This is a genomic window from Paenibacillus sp. FSL K6-1330, from assembly GCF_037976825.1.
Classification (GTDB): domain Bacteria; phylum Bacillota; class Bacilli; order Paenibacillales; family Paenibacillaceae; genus Paenibacillus_AQ.
This window is the reverse complement of the sequence record NZ_CP150269.1, coordinates 4,937,990-4,957,110: the sequence shown is the minus strand read 5'-3', so window position 1 is coordinate 4,957,110 and position 19,121 is coordinate 4,937,990. Positions and strand designations below refer to the sequence as shown.

The following is a 19,121-nucleotide window of genomic DNA, read 5'->3' as shown; positions in this document are numbered from 1 at the left end:
ATGAACAATTTGCGTCCAGTCGGTATTATTGGCACAGGCAAATACGTACCTGAAAAAATATTGTCAAATCATGATTTAGAGAAAATGGTAGATACAAGCGATGAATGGATTGTCTCGATGACGGGAATCCGGGAACGGCATATTGCCGCTCCAAATGAAGCGACGTCGGATTTGGCTTACCACGCTGCTGTGAACGCGTTGAAATCAGCCGGAATGAACGCCGAGGATCTGGACTTGATTATTGTGGCGACCATTACGCCGGATATGTTCTTTCCATCGACCGCATGTTTGCTTCAGGATCGGCTTGGAGCCAAAAAGGCGGCGGCATTTGACCTGTCGGCTGCTTGCTCGGGATTTGTATACGGCCTGGCTACAGCTACAAATTTCGTGAAGACGGGCATGTACAACAATGCTTTGGTGATCGGAGTGGACTGCTTGTCCCGCATTACGGACTATACCGACCGTAATACCTGCGTTCTATTTGGCGACGGTGCCGGAGCGGCGATTGTCGGCGAAGTGCCGGAAGGCCGCGGGTTCCAAGCCTTTGATCTTGGTGCGGAAGGTGCAGGCGGAGCGCATCTGTACATTGAGGCAGGCGGTTCGAGATTACCGGCTTCTGCTGAAACAATTAACACGAATAAACACTTTATTTATATGAACGGCCGCGAAGTGTTCAAATTTGCGGTACGGGTAATGGGATCTGCCACGGAAGCTGTATTATCCAAAGCAGGCATCGACAAAAAGGATATCGACTTATTCATTCCTCATCAAGCCAACATCCGGATTATTAAATCTGCCATGGAGCGTTTGGAGCTTCCGGAAGAGAAAGTCATGATCAATGTTGATAAATACGCCAATACCTCAGCCGCTTCCGTGCCGTTAGCTCTTGTCGAAGCACAGGAGTCCGGCCGCCTGAAAGAAGGAGACAAGGTGTTGATGGTTGGGTTTGGTGGCGGATTAACATGGGGTTCCTCCGTACTTATCTGGTAAACATAACAGCTTTTAGGCCTAGTGAAATAAGAGAAGGGAGCTCACGATTTTGGGTAAAACAGCATTTATATTTCCTGGTCAAGGCGCTCAGTCCGTCGGAATGGGTAAGGATGCCTATGATGCGGTTCCTGCTGCAAGGGATCTTTTTCTAGCCGCGGATGATCAGCTTGGATTTCCGCTCAGCTCCATTATTTTTAATGGTCCTGATGAAGATTTGAAACAAACGGTAAACACTCAGCCAGCTCTACTCGCAACCAGCATGGCTTACCTGGAAGCCATTCGTGGAAAGGGGATCGAACCGGATTACGTTGCGGGCCATTCCCTCGGCGAATACAGTGCACTTGTATGTGCAGGCGTGCTTTCGTTCGAAGAAGCTGTGTCGATCGTTAGAGCCCGCGGAGAATACATGGAGGCAGCCGTTCCCGGAGGTCAAGGCGCAATGGCAGCCGTGCTTGGCGCAGATCGTGAGGCTTTGTCCGAGCTGTGCAAGCGCATTTCGGCAGAGGGACATGTTGTAGAACTTGCGAACATGAACTGTCCGGGGCAAATCGTCATCTCGGGTTCAGCTCAAGGCGTCGCAGCTGCTGCAGAAAGAGTGAAGGAAGCTGGCGGCAAGCGGGCTATCCCCCTGGAGGTTAGCGGACCCTTCCATTCGACCTTGATGAAGGAGGCGGCTGACCGGCTGGCTGGTAAACTGGAGCAGGCTGCGTTTAATACCCCTTCCGTGCCGGTAGTTGCCAATGTGACGGCGCGTTCGGTAGAAGATGCCGCTGCCATCCGCGGTTTGCTGGTGGAACAGGTATACTCCCCCGTGCTTTGGCATGACAGCGTGGAATGGATGATCGCTCAAGGCGTGGATACCTTCGTCGAGATTGGTCCTGGCAGCGTGCTCAGCGGTTTGATCAAGAAGATTGACAAATCCGTCAAAGTCATTAATGTAAATAGTCTGGACAGCGTCAGCAGTTTGGAGACCGTAGTATAAATAACGATGGATAAAAACCAGATCACTCTGGAAAGGAGGAATAGGTATGAGTGAAGCTCTAAAAGGACAGACTGCGCTTGTTACGGGTGCTTCCCGCGGCATTGGCCGGAGCATTGCTCTTGGACTTGCTGATCTGGGCGCTAACGTTGCTGTCAATTATGCAGGAAGCGAAGCGGCCGCAACCGAGGTTGTGGAGGCGATTCGCGCAAAGGGCGTATCGGCCATCGCGGTTAAATCCAACGTTGGACGGACTGAAGAAGCCGATGCCATGGTAAAGCAGGTGATGGAGACTTTTGGTCGAATTGATATCCTGGTGAATAATGCAGGGATTACTAGAGATAATCTAATCATGCGGATGAAGGAAGAGGAGTTCGATCAGGTGATCGAAACGAATCTTAAAGGGGTATTCAATTGTCTTAAGGCGGTGACGCGTCCCATGATGAAACAACGTTATGGACGCATTATCAATATATCCTCCGTTGTCGGAGCGCTTGGTAATCCGGGGCAAGCCAACTATGTTGCGGCCAAAGCCGGAGTCATCGGTCTGACCAAATCAGCCGCGCGGGAATTGGCTTCCCGCGGGATTACGGTGAACGCTGTGGCTCCTGGTTTTATCGATACCGATATGACCCGGGAACTTCCTGAGGACATGCGGGAAGGCCTGCTTGGCGGAATTCCGCTCGCCCGACTGGGTCAGCCGGAGGAGATTGCCGGCGTGGTTGCTTTTCTAGCATCTTCCAGTGCATCCTATATGACTGGACAAGTCCTGCATGTGGATGGCGGCATGTATATGTAGACGCCGCTACTGTTCCGGCGCTGGCCGCCGGGCATTAAAACGTTTTCAAATGCCTTCTATGGCAATTTGAAGTCATATCTCGTATAATTACCAAGAGGAGGTGAGCCGGATGTCCGATGTATTGGAACGCGTGAAACGCATCGTTATCGACCGCCTGGGTGTTGACGAAGCCGACGTAACATTAGAAGCATCTTTCAAAGACGACCTTGGAGCTGATTCTCTCGATGTAGTTGAATTGGTGATGGAGTTGGAAGATGAGTTTGATATGGAGATCTCTGATGAAGATGCGGAGAAAATTACGACCGTAGGTGAAGTTGTAAATTACATACAATCTCATACCTAAGTCATTACAGTTAAGTCCCGTTCTTTAGCAAGACGGGACTTCTCCACATTCAATCCAAGCTTTAGCACGAACAAGTGATAGATTATTACTGCCTTCGTTATCATGAGTCTGCGTGTGCGGCCTCATAGATGGACGGGCAGTCCACATAGAGGTGAGTCTGTTTGAAACATAGAGTCGTTGTAACAGGAATGGGAGTCATGACTTCGATTGGTCAAGACCTGGATACATTCTGGAACAGTTTGATGGAAGGCAAGTCTGGCGTATCCCGCATCGAAGCATTTGATGTGAGTGATTACACAACGCAAATTGCAGCATCCATGAAGGATTTTAATCCTGAGGATTACATGGATCGCAAAGAAGCCCGCAGGATGGACCGATTTGTACAGCTTGCGGTTGCAGCCGGTTCGAAGGCGCTTGAGGACAGTGGTCTTGAAATTGGAGTGAATGCCGATGCAGAGCGTGTTGGCGTATCGATCGGATCGGGTATCGGCGGTTTGGGAACTTGGGAGGATCAGCATAATATCCTGCTCGAGAAGGGCCCGAAACGTGTAAGCCCATTCTTTATTCCGATGATGATCGCAAACATGGCCTCAGGCCAGATGTCGATCAATCTGGGAGCCAAGGGTCCGAACACCACACAGGTTACGGCTTGTGCTACCGGAACACATTCGATCGGCGATTCATATCGTCTGATTCAGCGTGGTGATGCGGATGTCATGATCTGCGGCGGGGCGGAGGCAACCATTCGTCCAACAGGGATGGCTGGTTTCTGCGCTATGCGTGCAATGTCAACCCGCAATGACGAGCCGGAGAAAGCCAGTCGGCCATTCGATACCGGCCGCGACGGTTTTGTAATGGGTGAAGGCGCTGGCGTACTTGTGATCGAATCCCTGGAGCATGCGTTGAAACGCGGTGCCAACATTTATGCCGAGGTGGTTGGCTATGGCCTTAGTGCCGATGCCCATCATATTACCGAGCCGGATCCGGATGGAGCAGCCCGCTGCATGAAGATGGCGATCCGTGACGCAGGCATTGCGCCGGAGGAAGTGGATTACATTAATGCTCACGGGACTTCAACGCCGGTGGGTGACCGCTCGGAAACGAAGGCCGTTAAGATGGCTCTCGGTGACCATGCCTATAAAGTGGCCGTTAGTTCAACCAAGTCGATGACAGGTCATTTGCTTGGGGCTGCTGGCGGCGTTGAGGCCGTTATCTGCGGACTGAGCTTGAAGAACCAAATCATTGCACCAACGATTAACCTGGAGGATCAAGATCCGGAGTGTGATCTTGACTATGTACCGAATCACCCGCGTAAAGCCGATTTGGATATCGTCATGTCCAATTCGTTTGGATTTGGCGGGCATAATGCTACGATTATCCTGAAAAAATACGCCGAGTAAGGGGACAGTGTGTTGAGTGGAGATCTGAAGCAGTTACAGCATAAACTTCAAATCCAGTTTCGCAATGCAATGCTGCTGAAGCAGGCCTTTACCCACGCATCTTATGTAAACGAACATCGCTTCAGTCAGAGCCAGGACAACGAGCGTCTTGAATTTCTCGGGGATGCTGTTCTGGAGCTGACGGTGAGCGAATTCTTATACAACCTATTTCCGGACCGTCCGGAAGGTGAGTTAACCAAGCTGCGGGCCGCTATCGTATGCGAGCCTTCCTTGGTTCAATTCGCTGTAGGTCTGGATTTTGGACGTTACGTTCTGCTAGGCAAAGGAGAGGAAATGACGGGCGGTCGAACCCGCCCGGCTCTTCTGGCAGACGTATTTGAGTCATTTGTGGGGGCGCTTTATCTGGATCAGGGATTGGAAGCGGTTCGCCGGTTTTTAAGCGACCATGTCTTTCCCACGGTGACCGTCAACGGTCGTCCGCAGATGAGCGATTATAAGACCGAGCTTCAGGAACTGACCCAGCATCACGGCATGGGCGCACTGGAATATCGTATCGTAGAAGAGCGAGGACCGGCACATGAGCGGGAGTTTGTCTCGGAGGTTTACATGGGAAGCGAATGTCTTGGACGTGGAAGCGGCAGATCCAAGAAAGAAGCCGAGCAGCAGGCAGCGGCAGTAGCCCTAAAGCAGCTGAAACGTGCGGATGCCTAAAGCTTCGCTGATGTGATGACAAACAAAGAGCAAAGAGCAGTCAAGCGGATAACCGGACCCGGATAGGATGACTGTTTTTTGCTCTTTTCGTTGTCTGTCTTTATAAAGGGACAGCTGCTTATTACGTTAATGGACCTCGTCCAAAGACGGCGGTGAAGCCGATTCTACTTGTGGTACAATAGCAGGAGAGGTGATAGATCGAATATGTTTTTGAAACGGATCGAGTTAGCAGGATTTAAATCGTTTGCCGACAAGACGGAGATGGAATTTGTCCGGGGAATTACAGCCGTTGTAGGTCCGAATGGCAGCGGTAAGAGCAACATTTCCGATGGGATCCGCTGGGTGCTCGGCGAGCAAAGTGCCAAATCGCTTCGCGGCGGCAAGATGGAGGATATTATCTTTGCCGGGAGTGATGCGCGCAAAGCGGTTAATTATGGAGAGGTCTCCCTTACGCTGGACAACGAGGACCATGTGCTGCCGCTGGATTTTAATGAGGTAACCGTAACCAGACGGGTGCACCGCAGCGGGGACAGCGAGTATTTCATTAATCGGCAATCGTGCCGACTCAAGGATATTACGGAGCTGTTCATGGATACCGGAATCGGTAAAGAAGCCTATTCTATCATCGGACAAGGCCGTATTGAGGAAATTTTGAGTACACGTTCAGAAGATCGCCGGGGGATTTTTGAGGAAGCATCCGGGATCGTTAAATATAAATCTCGTAAAAAAGAGTCTGTGCGCAAGCTGGATGAAACGGAGCAAAACCTGCTTCGTATCCACGACTTGGTTACAGAGCTTGAGGATCAGATCGGACCGCTGAAAGAGCAGTCCGAGAAGGCTATTCGCTACAAGGAACTTCGGGAAGAGCTGAAGCACAAGGAAATCTCTCTGTATGTGTATCAGATCGAACAGATACATACCTCATGGAGCGAGGCCAATGCCAAGCTGGAGCAGCTGAAGGAAGAGCAGCTTGCTCTGTCCACCGTTGTATCCGCGCATGATGCCAAGCTAGAGAGTGACCGATCGGCACTGCGCCAGCTGGAGCAGGAAGTTGAGGATCTGCAGAGCCAGCTGCTCCAATTCAGCGAGCTGTTTGAGAAGAGCGAAGGCTATGGCGAGGTGCTTAAGGAGCGCCGCCGTAACCTGGAACGTACGCGCGAGCAGTTGGAAGAAAGTTTGCAATCAGGCGATCATCGTTTGGGAGAGCGCGTAAGCGAGCTTGCGAGCATGAAGAGCAAGCTGCAAGAGCTCCAGCAGGAATTAACCCAGGTGCGGGATCAGCTGTCAGCGGAAGAAGCGAAGCTGGTGGGCGTAACCGGCGGAATCAGTCAGCAGCAGGAAGAGAGCTTGAAGGGGAATTTGCTGGAGCTTATGAACCAAATGGCTCAAGCGCGGAATGAAATCCGGTATGCGGACCAGCAGCAGGAGGCGCTGGACCGGCGGATGAATCGAGCACAAGAAGAGTCAGGTAAGTGGGAAGCCCTGAAAGAGGATTTGCTCCGCCGCAAAGAGAGTATCGATCGAAGCATTGAACGCTTCGGTAAAGAGATTGCCGACCTTCGCAGCGGTTATATCAGCGAGAGCGAGCGATATCAATCCCTGCAGAAATTACAGGAAGAGACGCAGGGAGCCCTTCGGAAATGGGAGCAGAAGCGAGAAGCGCAAATTTCCCGCCGCGATACCATGAAAGAGCTTCAGGACGATTTTGACGGATTTATGCTAGGTGTTAAGGAAGTGCTGAAGGCATCCCGCAAATCCGTGCTCCATGGCGTTCATGGTGCTGTGGCCGAGCTTATTCGTGTACCGGAAAAGCTTGAGCTTGCGATGGAGACCGCCCTTGGCGCATCAGTTCAGCATATCGTCATGGAGAACGAATCCGTATCCAGGCAGGCGATTGCCTTCCTGAAGCAGCGCCAGTTAGGTCGGGCGACCTTTCTGCCTCTGGACGTCATTCGTCCGCGGAATGTATCCGCATCCGACCGGCATTTGGCAGAAGGGGAAGCCGGGTTTGTAGGTTTTGGCTCCGAGTTGGTGAAGTATGATCCCAGATATAGCAACATCGTCGGCAGCCTTTTGGGCAATGTCGTCATCGCCGAGACCTTGGAGCAAGCGAACAAAATTGCCGCCAGATTCTCCTATCGCTTCCGTGTAGTCACGCTCGAGGGAGACGTGGTCAATGCAGGCGGATCCATGACAGGCGGTAGTCAGCACAAGAAAACGAACAGTCTGCTGGGTCGCAAGCGTCAATTGGATCAGCTCGATCAGGAAATTTCGGAAACCGAGAAGCAGCTGGAGAAGCTGCAGCAGGGCATTGAAAGCGTCCGGAATCAAATGATTGAATCTCAGAATAAGCTGGACGAGCTCCGTAAAGCCGGAGACGATAAGCGGATTGAGGAACAGCAGGCTGCAGGGGACCGCAAGCAGCTTGAGCATGAGCTGCGCCACGTACTCGAACAAGCCGAGCTGGCAGGCGAAGAGAAGAGCAGTCAAGAGAAGGAAGCCAAAGAGATTCAGGCAAGCCGTGAACGCGCGCAGAAGCTGTTGTCCGAGCTGGAGGAAGAAGAGAAATCGACCCATCTGGCCATCCAAGCTGCAGAGTTTGCCCGGAAAGCAAATGAATCGGCGAAGGAAGAGCTTCAAAGTCAGTTGACGAACCTCAAGGTTCGCGAAGGAAAGCTGGATCAGGAAACCTTCTCACTGGAGGAACAGCTCAAGCGCCTTCAGTCGGATGTCGACAACCATGAGAAGGAGCAGAAGCAGAACCGCACGATGCTGGCCTCCGTTCAAGCCGACCTGAATCAGAACGAAAGCGAAAGCGTGAAGCAGATCGAGGATCTGAACCAGTACAAGCTGAAGAAGGAAGAGGCGACGCAGCAGCTTGAATTCAAACGGGCTGCACGCACCGCGCTAAGCCGGAAGCTGGAGCTGGAAGAGAGCGAAACCAAGGAACAGCGCACGCAGCTGCGGTCCGTGGATGATCAGCTTCGCCAGACCGAGATTGGGGTAAACCGGCTCGATGTTGAGCTTGAGAATATATTGAAGAAATTAAGCGAGGACTATGAGCTGAGTTATGAGCTTGCCAAGCAGCGGTATCCGATTCCGGAAGACATCACGGCCGCTCAGAACGAAGTGCGTGATTTGAAGAGGTCGATAACTTCCCTCGGAGATGTGAATCTTGGGGCCATTGAAGAGTATCAGCGTGTCAATGAGAGATATCTGTTCTTGAGTGAGCAAAAGGCGGATCTGGTTGAAGCGAAGACAACGCTGTACCAGGTCATTAAGGAAATGGACGATGAAATGTCCAAGCGCTTCAAGCTGACGTTCGATGCGATCCGGCGCGAGTTCGGCACGGTATTTACGAAGTTGTTCGGAGGCGGACGAGCCGACCTGGTCCTGATCGATCCGGATCGATTGCTTGAGACGGGGATCGATATCGTCGCACAGCCCCCTGGCAAGAAGCTGCAAAATCTGCAGCTGCTCTCCGGCGGAGAGCGTGCATTAACCGCTATGGCGCTGCTATTTGCCATTTTGCAGGTGAAGCCGGTTCCGTTCTGCGTACTGGATGAGGTCGAAGCGGCGCTGGATGAAGCGAACGTGGTCCGATTTGCCCAATATTTGCGGGAGTTCTCTGAACAAACGCAGTTTATTGTGGTCACCCACCGCAAAGGGACGATGGAAGAGGCGGATGTGCTATACGGCGTCACAATGGAAGAAGGCGGCGTGTCGAAGCTGGTGTCTGTCAAACTTGAGAATGAGGAAGCGGAGATTGCCTAATTTAACATAACGACATGGAGGGTACGTATGAGCTTTTTTAAGAAGTTAAAAGAGAGCATTTCCAGCAAAACGGAAAATGTAACAAAACAGTTCCGCGACGGACTCGAGAAAACCCGGAAGGGTTTTATCGAGAAAGTGTCGGACCTGGTGATTCGCCGAAAAAAAATCGATGAAGAATTCTACGAGGAATTGGAAGAGATTCTGATTGGTGCTGATGTCGGCGTGAATACCGTGATGGATCTGATGGACGATCTTCGTGCCGAAGTGAAGAAACGGCGGATTGAAGACGCTGCCGATCTGCAGCCAGTATTGTCAGAGAAGCTGATGGGACTCCTTCGTGATGACAGCAGCAATGAACTGCGGGAGAATCCGGATGGCATTACGGTCATTCTGTTTGTCGGCGTTAACGGAGTCGGTAAAACAACTACGATTGGCAAGCTGGCGCATCGTTACAAGCAGGAGGGCAAGAAGGTTTTGCTCGCAGCGGGCGACACGTTCCGTGCAGGTGCGATTGAACAGCTGGAAGTATGGGGAGAACGGGTTGGCGTTGAAGTCATTAAACAGCAGCCCGGCTCAGACCCGGCAGCTGTTATGTTCGATGCCGTTCAAGCAGCCAAGCAGCGGCAAGCGGATGTTCTGCTCTGTGATACGGCGGGACGCCTTCAGAACAAAACGAATCTGATGGAAGAGTTGAATAAAATCTTCCGCGTCATTCAACGCGAAATTCCGAGTGCCCCGCATGAGGTACTGATGGTCCTTGATGCGACGACAGGACAGAATGCGTTGAGCCAAGCGAAGCTGTTTGGGGAGAAGAGCGGCGTGACCGGCCTCGTATTAACCAAGCTGGATGGCACGGCTAAGGGCGGCATCGTGATCGCGATTCGTCAAGAGTTGAATCTTCCGGTGAAACTGGTAGGCTTGGGAGAGAAAATGGGCGACCTCCAGACCTTTGACTCCGAGCAGTTCGTTCATGCCCTCTTCGCGGGTTTGATTAAAGAAGAAGAGAATGCTGTAGAACAACAAGACTAGACACTGGTCTAATCGAATATGTATATAGAAGGACCGAAAGATATACTTTCGGTCCTTCTTCATGTTCGGCTCGATCTGCGGGCACATGCTTCTTATGAAGAGACGATCCGAACGAATTCAATTGAACGAAGCGGGATGATGGCCGTATCTGTAGGAGGACCATAGATAATGGGCGGTACTTTTAAGGTGATGGTTCCTTCGCCCACTTTGGTCAGCGTGCCAATGATCACATCTCCGGGCACCATTACTTCGGTTTCCGAGCCGATAAATCCTTGCAGCCAATCCACGTAGCGCATATCGGTTAACCTCCTTGCCGTAATGAAAGTTTGAAGCTGAGGATCCAGCATCATTCGATGGAATTACTGAACGGAAGTAATATTGGCGAATGGAATCAGCACAAGGTCACCAGATGCCTCACGGAGCTGAACACCATCTTCAGCAGTAGCCAAAACGACCCCTTCCAACGTGACAAACGTTGTGCTGACCCGGACTTGTTGGCCGGTACGGACTTCGAAAAATTGAGTCAGCTCCGGATTAATCGTTAAACCGGTGAGGACCTGACTTTCCAATGATTCTACCCGTTCGGTTAATTGACTGGTTTCCTGGCTTAGAAGTTCGACCTGCCGTGTTAACATCTTGACTCGCCTTGCAAGTCTTCTGCAGAACAGGAAGCAACACATAGTCATTCTCCTTTCTGTATTACCAACGGTTGTGCTCTTCGATATGCCTCTTTAATTCTAAAAGCGAAGCGGTGCTTTCTTCCTCCGCTGCGCGGATCAGGGGCATAATCTGCTGCACATGACCAGGGCCGTATTTAAGGAAGGTTTCGGTTTTATCGACCAGAACATCAAGCGGCTGACGATAATCCGTAAAGTACTGACCGAGATGAAAAGAGCTCAGCAGGCTATGCACTTTGCTCATGGTGCTAAGCGCCAGTACAGGCTTGCCGCCACGTAAAGCGGCTAGCGACGGGTGAAGCTTAAAAGATATCAAATAGTCGACAGATTGAATGAACCGGTAAGTGAGCTCAATGTCCATAAGAAACGGCAGCGTCTCAATGGAAGCAGCGGGTGTAGACTCCTTTACCTTTTGCTGCAATTGCAGACATGTGTTGTAATCGGAGTACGCGTTGCCCGGATGATGAATGACCGGGATAAGGACGGCATGATAGCCTTTGGCGATAAGATGTGCCAGCAGTTTGGTCATGTTGTCCATCGGAAATGATGCATAGGAAAACACAACGACGCCAATCGTTGGACGTTTAGAGAAACGTTTCACCGGGATATCGGGCTGACGATAGCCGAATACCATGTCAGGGGCTGTTTCGACATTCCGGTGGAAGCCTGCCCGCTTGGCGATGGCCGACGATCGTTCATCCCGGAACACCGCGCGGTTTGCCTTGGAAATGATATCCCGATAGGCGGATACCTGCTCTTCAGGCCAGGTGTGTTCGGGGTAGGCATCCACAATGCCGACGCCATAGACCCAAGTGGGCTGTCCTACGAGCTGAGGGGGGAAGTAATAGGGACTGAACGAGTAGGGTGTAATTAAATCTCCGCCACCGATGATGAAGGCATCCGTCTGACGGGGATCCAATCGGGAGTTCCAGGGATAGACGTGATGATCATGGAATACTTGGCGAAGGGTGTGAAGAAATAAATCATCACCGAAGTTTCCCATTCCATAGTACCCGGAAGCGGCAATATGCATGTACGTATCACCTCCTTTTCATGCGCTGTCTAACTCTTGTGTGCTTGCTGACACCAGGCTTCGAAGAGGTTGCGGTTACGTTGGCTGGTACTGCTGCCATAAATGACGCGATGATACAATACGGCATCGACCTGAATCGGTGAGCTGTGCTTAAGAAGCCTGGCAATGACATCGATATCTTCGAAGATACGTCCGAAGCGATCCTCCCGATCCCACCAGCCGCCAATGTCGATTAGGGATGACTTTCGATACATACGGGGGACGAGCGGGTGGCCGTGTAGATTCGTTCGATTTAAGGAAGTAGACCACGCCGAATAAAGCTTGCCCGAATCAACGTTTCTTCTCCATAGAGGACCGAACTGCCGGGTGCGTTCCCAGCATCCATACCGGCCCGTGGCCATCCTGCTGTCCGGATTGTTGTCAAGCGCTTTGGACAGGAGTGCGGCCGCATCGGGAGCCAGCCAGTCATCGCCATCCAATTCCAGAATATATTGACCATTTGCTTCGAAAAGCAGCCGATTCATCATGATCGCCTTTCCGCGGTTACGCGATTGAGACAGAACCCGAATTCTGCTGTCAAGATAAGCACAGGCTTCCTCCAGACTATCGTCTTCAGAGCCGTCATCACCTATTAGCAGCTCCCAGTTATCGCTTGATTGTGCCAACACGGAACGGATGCTCCAGCCTAAAGTGTTCTTCATATTGTGGATGCTCATCAGAATGGAGACGACAGGCTGCTGAGGAATTTCAGGGGATAAAGACCCTTTGGAGCTGGTGGTGTTATTTCGCATCCTTGTTGCGGACAGAATAGGGAGAATATACTCCAGATCCTTTTGATACGGAGGATTTTGCGTTGGGTCCAGATGCATCGTAAGGCTTGGGTCTTCAGGCAGCAGGTCGTAAGGCAGAAATTTGGCAGCCGGAAGCCTGTTATTCCAGTAGGTAAGAGCAGCAAGCAGCCAGGATTTTCTCCAATACAGCGGGGCACCGTTCATGCATATACAGACAATATGATCTGGAATTGGGGTTGGCATCGGAATGGAAGTCTGTGCGCTCTTATTGGAAAAGGACAAGTTACCGCCCCATAGAATCCACTCACGGTCTATTTGTGAGATTTCCTGAATAATTTGTTTGCGATAGGCAAACGTATCGGTGGCTCTGTAGCCGAATGGCTGCGTACATAGTTTGGCATAAGGTTTCAATGGGAGCTCATGCCTTTGTCCAGGATGGCCTGCCGAATCACTTGATCGGCTTTCAATCCGCGTTCAACCCAGCGATTCTCTCTGGCGTAGGCAATGCGTGCCAGCTTATGCTCTGCTGTATCCGGGTGATGCAGCATGGAGGACAGCTTGCCCAAGAAATCATCATGGGTTGTCGCTGTGGTAACATGCGGCTCCATGGCAATGCATTCCGGCAGAGCTGTTGATAGTACGCGAACACCGGATGCCATATACTCGTACGCCTTGACTGGATTGGTTGCCAGCGTAATCGGATGGTATTGGAAGGGGATCAAAGCAACGTCAATATGAGTCAGATAACGTTTGAGCTCCTGGTGCGGCTTTTCACCGAGTATATGCACATTGGGAAGCTTCGAATAATCGCCGGAGCTGCCGTAAGGAGCTCCAATGGAAACGAATTGGACGTTTGGAAAACGAAGGGCCGCCTTAGCAAACAGCTCATGATCTACCCAATACGCCCAGGCGCCGATATAAGCGACAACAGGACCCGGAGGGAGATCGGCGGGCCTTTCACTGAATGGAATATGAAAAAATGAGGAGTCAGCGCCATTCGGGATCAGGGTGAGCGGTTTGTCCGGATAAGCCAGGGACAACCGGGTGTGAATCACCTCTGCGGTACATACGACATGGTCCGCCTCGTCAATCATTTTGGGTTCATACTTAGCCCAATGCGGAAATTCATCGCAGCAGTCGTAGATCGTAATGTCGGGCTTAAAGAGAGTGGAAATGCGAGTCCGGAGTTTAGACCACGTCGTCCAGACGACAATCGGATGTTCTTTGCGAAGGGCAGGCAGTTTTTTGTGCAGAAATGTTTTGGTATCTGTGAATAGGAACACATTCGGTTCCACTTCTTTGAACTCCTTATCCAGCGGTGCCAGGTTTTCGAAGAAAACCTGATGACCAAGCGCCCCCAATTGAGTCATAAGCTGCTGCGGTCTCTGTTTCATATACGACCAGTTCATCGTTCTCGGATAAATGATAACAGCCAAGAGGTTTCCTCCTTTCTTTTGTACTCGGGATAATATATGCATTGCTAGCTTCATAGAATTGGACGAATGAGCGAAAGGCCGAAAAATGGTTGATTTCTACAAGGATGCAACTGACCGGAACGAATCTATCAACTTGCCATATAATGTTTAAGATATGAGGATTCAGATCTATCTTTTCATATAAAACGAGGGGGAGTGAAGGTTCGTGAGACAGAAAAATGTTCTTGTTATATTCGGAACGCGTCCGGAAGCGATCAAAATGGCACCTTTGGTCAAGGAATTGGAGTCAGCCCCGGGTTTAACTCCAATCGTATGCGTAACCGCACAGCACCGGGCGATGTTGGATCAGGTGCTTCGTTTTTTTGAAATCCAGACGCAAACGGATCTGAATATCATGAAGGAAGGGCAATCCTTATACAGTCTGAGCGCTGATCTGCTAAAAGGGATGGAGAAGGTATTCCAAGCGAGAAAATATGATCTTGTGCTGGTCCACGGGGATACAACGACAGCATTTATCGGTGCTTTAGCAGCTTATTACGCGAAGATTCCGGTGGGACATGTGGAAGCAGGGCTGCGGACGTATGATAAATACGCGCCGTTTCCAGAGGAGATGAACCGCGAGTGGATCGGCAGAGTGGCTGATATGCACTTTGCCCCGACGGCGCTGTCCGCATCAAATCTCAAAGCTGAGAACCGTTCGGCTCACGTATATGTAACGGGAAACACGGGAATCGATGCGATGAAGTGGACGCTTCAGGCTCCTTTTGAGCATCCGATACAGAGCAAGTTACGGAAAAATAGCCGATTAATACTGATGACCATGCATCGCAGGGAAAACTGGGGAGAACCGATGAAAGGGGTATTTGAGGCAGTGAAGCGGGTGATCCAAAAGCACCCTGATATTGAAGTGATATATCCGGTCCATCCAAACCCTGTGCTGCAGGAGGCGGTCGCGCAAGAGCTTGAGGGGCACGAGCGAATTCACTTGACCGAACCGCTCGATGTGGTAGATCTGCATCATATCATGCAGCGTTCCTATCTGGTCTTGACGGATTCCGGCGGCATACAGGAGGAAGCGCCGTCACTAGGGAAGCCGGTTCTGGTACTGAGGGATAAAACCGAGCGCCCGGAAGGAGTCACGGCCGGTACTCTAAAATGCGTCGGTACGAAGTGTGAAGCGGTTCAGGCTGGAATAGAGCAGCTGCTGACGGATAAGGAAGCGTACCACAGCATGGCAAGAGCCCATAATCCGTTTGGCGACGGCACTGCGTCCCGCCAAATCGTCAGCGCCATTCAGCAATTTTTCCAATCGCAGGGAGGCTGATATAGGGGGGCGGCTTTGATTTTGCATGCCCGCAGGGCGTATAATGAAGTATAAGATTTTAAGCGAAAGGATACCTGTTATGGCCAATACTTACACATATCCACGCAGAGAAGAGATAGCGAATGCAATAACACATGGCATAGGAGCGGCATTAAGCGTTGCAGCACTGGTGCTCCTGATTGTTTTTTCAAGTTTGAAGGGCACTGCCTGGCATGTGGTTAGCTTTACGATCTACGGATCGACGATGCTCCTGCTGTATTTGAGCTCAACGCTCGTACACGGCTTGAGAGACGGGAAAGCTAAGGATTTCTTTGAGTTTATGGACCACTCCTCCATTTACTTGTTTATCGCAGGGACGTATACGCCTTTCCTGCTGGTTGCCATCCGGGGAACGCTGGGCTGGAGTCTCTTCGGGATTGTATGGGGCGTTGCGCTGTTTGGTGTCGTATTTAAAGCATTCTTCGTCAAGAAGTTTCTGTTCCTCTCCACGGTATTTTACATTGCGATGGGCTGGTTGATCGTCATTGCCTGGAATCCGTTAACGGCGGTTGTAGCGCCGCAAGGTATGAATTTACTTGCCATTGGGGGCGTGCTGTACACGCTGGGCACTATATTCTATGTATGGCGGGGTTTTCCTTACCATCATGCCATCTGGCATTTGTTTGTGCTGGCGGGTTCGATTCTCCACTTTTTTGCGATACTGATCTACCTTCTTCCTATCGGTTGAACGGGGAGGATGAAGGCTTCCTGAACATGAAGAAGGATGACAAGGGAAATGGCTTGACATCCTTCTTTGTTTTTTGTATGATAAGGTTCGTTAAGCGAACTGTAAAGTGTTTTTCCTTGACGAGGGGGGTGCCCTTAAATGAGTCAGGAGAATCGGCTCGAGAAGACGAACCGGATCAATTTGCTGTTCGATTTCTATGAGCAGCTGCTGACAGAGAAACAGCAGACCTTTTTGAAATATTATTTCCATGATGATTTTTCCCTTGGAGAAATCGCAGGTGAATTTGAGATTAGTCGTCAGGCCGTCTATGAACATATCAAGCGTGCAGAGCAGGTGCTCGAGTCCTATGAAGAGAAGTTGGGGCTCCTGAGCAAGCATGAGACGCGCATCCGGGAGCTGGATAAGTTTCGGGAAATGGTGGAGAGTAGCGACCTGGGTGAACATGATAAGAATGTAATGACCGATATGGTTGAGCGATTAAAAGTATGGGATTAAGTATGAACGGAGGTGGCGGATATGGCGTTTGAAGGATTGACCAGCAGACTACAGAATGTGTTCAGCAAGCTTCGTGGTAAAGGCAAGGTGTCCGAAGAAGATGTAACAGCCGCCATGCGTGAAGTCAGGCTCGCGCTTCTCGAAGCCGACGTTAACTTCAAAGTGGTTAAGGATTTCGTATCCAAAGTAAAAGAGAAGGCCATCGGCAAGGAAGTGATGGACAGCTTTACGCCCGGCATGGTGATCATTGACATCGTTAATAAAGAGCTGACGGAGTTGATGGGAGGAAGCCAAGCCAAACTGGCGAAGAGCAATAAGCCGCCAACGGTCATTATGATGGCTGGTTTGCAAGGTGCCGGTAAGACAACGACTTCGGGCAAGCTGGCCAAGCTGCTTCAGAAGCAGAACAGCCGACCGCTGCTTGTTGCCGGCGATATCTATCGTCCTGCTGCGATCAAGCAGCTCGAAGTACTCGGTGATCAGATCAACGTGCCGGTGTTCTCCCTGGGAGATAAGACAAGCCCAGTGGAAATCGCGAAGCAAGGCCTCCAGCATGCCAAAGATAATGGTCACGATTATGTCATTATCGATACTGCTGGTCGCCTTCATGTCGATGAAGAGCTGATGGAAGAATTGAAGCAGATTCATAGCGTCGTAAATCCTGACGAAGTTCTGCTTGTCGTTGACGCAATGACGGGTCAGGATGCGGTGAACGTCGCGGAAAGCTTCAACCAGCAATTGACGCTGACAGGTGTCGTACTCACGAAGCTGGACGGGGATACCCGAGGCGGTGCCGCCCTCTCGGTTAAGGCGGTTACCGGATGTCCGATCAAATTCGCGGCGCTTGGCGAGAAGATTGATGCGCTGGAGCCGTTCCATCCAGAACGGATGGCATCGCGGATTCTCGGAATGGGCGATATGCTGTCTCTTATCGAGAAAGCACAATCGAACATTGATGCAGACAAGGCCAAGGAAATGGAACGTAAAATGCGTAATGCCGAATTTACGTTCGAGGATTTCCTGGAGCAGATGGATCAGGTCAAGAAGCTCGGTCCTCTGGATCAGCTGATGGATATGATTCCGGGCATGGGCAAGATGAAGCAAGCCAAGGATCTCAAGGTTGACGAGAAGCAGATGGGACGCATCGAGGCAATTGTCCACTCCATGACAACGGCGGAGAAGCAGCAGCCTGATATCATCAATCACAACCGTCGTAAACGGATTGCGGCAGGCAGCGGAACCTCGCTGGCTGAAGTGAACCGGCTCATCAAGCAGTTTGACGAAATGCGCCGCGTGATGAAGCAGTTCTCGGATATGATGGGTCCTAAAGGCGGCAAGAACAAAGCGATGAAACAGCTAAAAGGCTTGACTGGTGGGAAAGGCATGAAGTTTCCATTCCGTTAAGTCTCGGTCATATCGAATGGACATTTTTTGAAGGAGGTGAATTTTCAAATGGCAGTACGTATTCGTCTGAAACGCATGGGTGCTCACAAGGCTCCTTTCTACCGCGTGGTGGTTTCTGATTCCCGTTCCCCACGTGATGGCCGTTTTATCGAGGAAATCGGTTATTACAATCCGGTTGCTCAACCGGCTGAAGTTAAAATCGATGAAGAGAAAGCACTGAACTGGCTTCAAAATGGTGCGCAAGCATCTGACACGGTTCGCAACTTGCTTAGCAAAGCGGGCGTAATGAAGAAGTTTCATGAGCTGAAGCATCAGAAATAAGACTGATCGCGAGGGTTATCTATGGAAGAATTAGTTCGCGTTATTGCTAAGGCTTTAGTGGATCATCCAGAAGATGTGACTGTGAAAACCGTTGAGAAGGAGCACTTGATTGTATATGAGCTGTACGTGCATCCTGACGATGTCGGGAAGGTCATAGGCAAACAAGGGCGTATCGCCAAATCATTGCGTACAGTCGTAACATCGGCGGCGGTTAAAATGGATAAACGGGTGACCGTTGATATCATTTCTTAAAATATACGAAAGGGGGTTAGGATGCATGTCCTAGCCCTTTTTCGTACATGCTGAAGAAATCAGCCGGTCAAACCAGCTTAGAACGTTTATTAAGTGATGCAGGAGGAAGACCATGTCTGAAAAGTTGTTAACTGTAGGGAAAATCGTGAATACGCACGGCATCCGCGGGGAAGTTAAAGTCATGCCGCATACGGATTTTGCCGACCAGCGATTTGCTCCAAAGAGCCAGTTGTATATTGTCCCGGACAAGGGGAGCAAGATTGAAGTAACGGTGGATACATCTCGTTTTCATAAAAACATGTATATCGTTAAATTCAAGGAGCTGCATGGCATCAATGATGCTGAAAAATATAAGGGCTCGCTGCTGAAGATCACAGCAGATCTTCAGGAAGAGCTTCCAGAGAACGAGTACTATTTCCATGAGATCATTGGCTGCAAGGTGATGACCGACGAAGACCCTGCCGAGGAGCTTGGCTTGATCACCGAAATTTTGACCCCAGGCGCGAATGATGTGTGGGTTGTCAAGACACCTGAGGGAAAAGAAGTTCTCCTTCCGGCCATACCGGATGTCGTACTTGATGTAGACAAGGAATCGAAGCTTGTTCGGGTGCATCTCATGGAAGGGTTGTTATAGTC

20 protein-coding genes are annotated in these 19,121 nt (G+C 50.7%); 15 read left to right on the top strand and 5 right to left on the bottom strand.

Annotated features, from left to right (window positions below):
* The 8 genes from NYE54_RS22415 to ftsY all read left to right on the top strand — a co-directional run bounded on the left by NYE54_RS22415 (position 1) and on the right by ftsY (position 10,025).
* Positions 1–990, top strand: coding sequence for a beta-ketoacyl-ACP synthase III (locus tag NYE54_RS22415; RefSeq protein ID WP_339266275.1), 990 nt, complete (start codon positions 1–3; stop codon positions 988–990).
* A 49-nt stretch (positions 991–1,039) separates the two neighbouring features.
* The gene (fabD, locus tag NYE54_RS22410) at positions 1,040–1,972 is read left to right on the top strand and encodes an ACP S-malonyltransferase (RefSeq protein ID WP_339266273.1); all 933 of its coding nucleotides are present in this window, start codon (positions 1,040–1,042) and stop codon (positions 1,970–1,972) included.
* A gap of 46 nt (positions 1,973–2,018) precedes the next feature.
* Positions 2,019–2,768 (top strand): 3-oxoacyl-[acyl-carrier-protein] reductase, encoded by a 750-nt coding sequence (gene fabG, locus NYE54_RS22405; RefSeq protein ID WP_339266271.1) that lies wholly within the window; start codon positions 2,019–2,021, stop codon positions 2,766–2,768.
* A 109-nt stretch (positions 2,769–2,877) separates the two neighbouring features.
* On the top strand, positions 2,878–3,111 hold the full coding sequence (acpP, locus tag NYE54_RS22400) for an acyl carrier protein (RefSeq protein WP_006211375.1): 234 nt from the start codon (positions 2,878–2,880) through the stop codon (positions 3,109–3,111).
* Positions 3,112–3,272: 161 nt separating this feature from the next.
* A complete protein-coding gene (gene fabF, locus NYE54_RS22395; protein WP_076325026.1) occupies positions 3,273–4,511 on the top strand; it encodes a beta-ketoacyl-ACP synthase II in 1,239 nt (412 codons plus the stop codon).
* Between the two features lie 12 nt (positions 4,512–4,523).
* Positions 4,524–5,222: a ribonuclease III gene (gene rnc, locus NYE54_RS22390; protein ID WP_071220044.1), complete on the top strand. Its 699-nt coding sequence runs from the start codon at positions 4,524–4,526 to the stop codon at positions 5,220–5,222.
* Positions 5,223–5,426: 204 nt separating this feature from the next.
* Positions 5,427–8,996, top strand: coding sequence for a chromosome segregation protein SMC (gene smc / locus NYE54_RS22385; protein ID WP_339266269.1), 3,570 nt, complete (start codon positions 5,427–5,429; stop codon positions 8,994–8,996).
* A gap of 27 nt (positions 8,997–9,023) precedes the next feature.
* The gene (gene ftsY / locus NYE54_RS22380) at positions 9,024–10,025 is read left to right on the top strand and encodes a signal recognition particle-docking protein FtsY (RefSeq protein WP_098747111.1); all 1,002 of its coding nucleotides are present in this window, start codon (positions 9,024–9,026) and stop codon (positions 10,023–10,025) included.
* Positions 10,026–10,117: 92 nt separating this feature from the next.
* On the opposite strand, the gene NYE54_RS22375 is transcribed toward ftsY, so the two are convergent.
* The 5 genes from NYE54_RS22375 to NYE54_RS22355 form a co-directional block, all read right to left on the bottom strand.
* Positions 10,118–10,321, bottom strand: a complete 204-nt coding sequence (locus NYE54_RS22375) for a hypothetical protein (protein ID WP_076325023.1) — start codon at positions 10,319–10,321, stop codon at positions 10,118–10,120.
* A 63-nt stretch (positions 10,322–10,384) separates the two neighbouring features.
* The gene (locus tag NYE54_RS22370; RefSeq protein WP_256720743.1) at positions 10,385–10,660 is read right to left on the bottom strand and encodes a hypothetical protein; all 276 of its coding nucleotides are present in this window, start codon (positions 10,658–10,660) and stop codon (positions 10,385–10,387) included.
* 64 nt (positions 10,661–10,724) lie between these two features.
* Positions 10,725–11,735 (bottom strand): polysaccharide pyruvyl transferase family protein, encoded by a 1,011-nt coding sequence (locus tag NYE54_RS22365; protein ID WP_339266267.1) that lies wholly within the window; start codon positions 11,733–11,735, stop codon positions 10,725–10,727.
* A 29-nt stretch (positions 11,736–11,764) separates the two neighbouring features.
* The gene (locus NYE54_RS22360; protein WP_339266266.1) at positions 11,765–12,937 is read right to left on the bottom strand and encodes a glycosyltransferase; all 1,173 of its coding nucleotides are present in this window, start codon (positions 12,935–12,937) and stop codon (positions 11,765–11,767) included.
* The gene (locus NYE54_RS22355) at positions 12,934–13,962 is read right to left on the bottom strand and encodes a glycosyltransferase (protein ID WP_339266264.1); all 1,029 of its coding nucleotides are present in this window, start codon (positions 13,960–13,962) and stop codon (positions 12,934–12,936) included. Before NYE54_RS22355 ends, NYE54_RS22360 begins: the two co-directional genes overlap by 4 nt.
* 259 nt (positions 13,963–14,221) lie before the next feature.
* Between NYE54_RS22355 and wecB the strand changes: the two genes are divergently transcribed.
* From wecB to rimM, 7 genes are all read left to right on the top strand, one after another.
* Positions 14,222–15,286: a UDP-N-acetylglucosamine 2-epimerase (non-hydrolyzing) gene (gene wecB / locus NYE54_RS22350; protein ID WP_339273608.1), complete on the top strand. Its 1,065-nt coding sequence runs from the start codon at positions 14,222–14,224 to the stop codon at positions 15,284–15,286.
* 79 nt (positions 15,287–15,365) lie between these two features.
* The gene (locus NYE54_RS22345) at positions 15,366–16,013 is read left to right on the top strand and encodes a hemolysin III family protein (RefSeq protein ID WP_076325253.1); all 648 of its coding nucleotides are present in this window, start codon (positions 15,366–15,368) and stop codon (positions 16,011–16,013) included.
* Positions 16,014–16,151: 138 nt separating this feature from the next.
* Complete coding sequence (locus NYE54_RS22340) at positions 16,152–16,508, top strand: putative DNA-binding protein (protein WP_076325018.1); 357 nt, start codon at positions 16,152–16,154, stop codon at positions 16,506–16,508.
* 21 nt (positions 16,509–16,529) lie between these two features.
* A complete protein-coding gene (gene ffh, locus NYE54_RS22335; RefSeq protein ID WP_076325017.1) occupies positions 16,530–17,912 on the top strand; it encodes a signal recognition particle protein in 1,383 nt (460 codons plus the stop codon).
* Between the two features lie 48 nt (positions 17,913–17,960).
* Entirely contained in the window at positions 17,961–18,233 is a 273-nt protein-coding gene (gene rpsP / locus NYE54_RS22330; protein ID WP_006211361.1) for a 30S ribosomal protein S16, read from the top strand.
* A 21-nt stretch (positions 18,234–18,254) separates the two neighbouring features.
* Entirely contained in the window at positions 18,255–18,485 is a 231-nt protein-coding gene (locus NYE54_RS22325) for a KH domain-containing protein (RefSeq protein ID WP_006211360.1), read from the top strand.
* A 112-nt stretch (positions 18,486–18,597) separates the two neighbouring features.
* A complete protein-coding gene (gene rimM / locus NYE54_RS22320) occupies positions 18,598–19,119 on the top strand; it encodes a ribosome maturation factor RimM (RefSeq protein WP_076325016.1) in 522 nt (173 codons plus the stop codon).
* Positions 19,120–19,121: the final 2 nt, after the last annotated feature.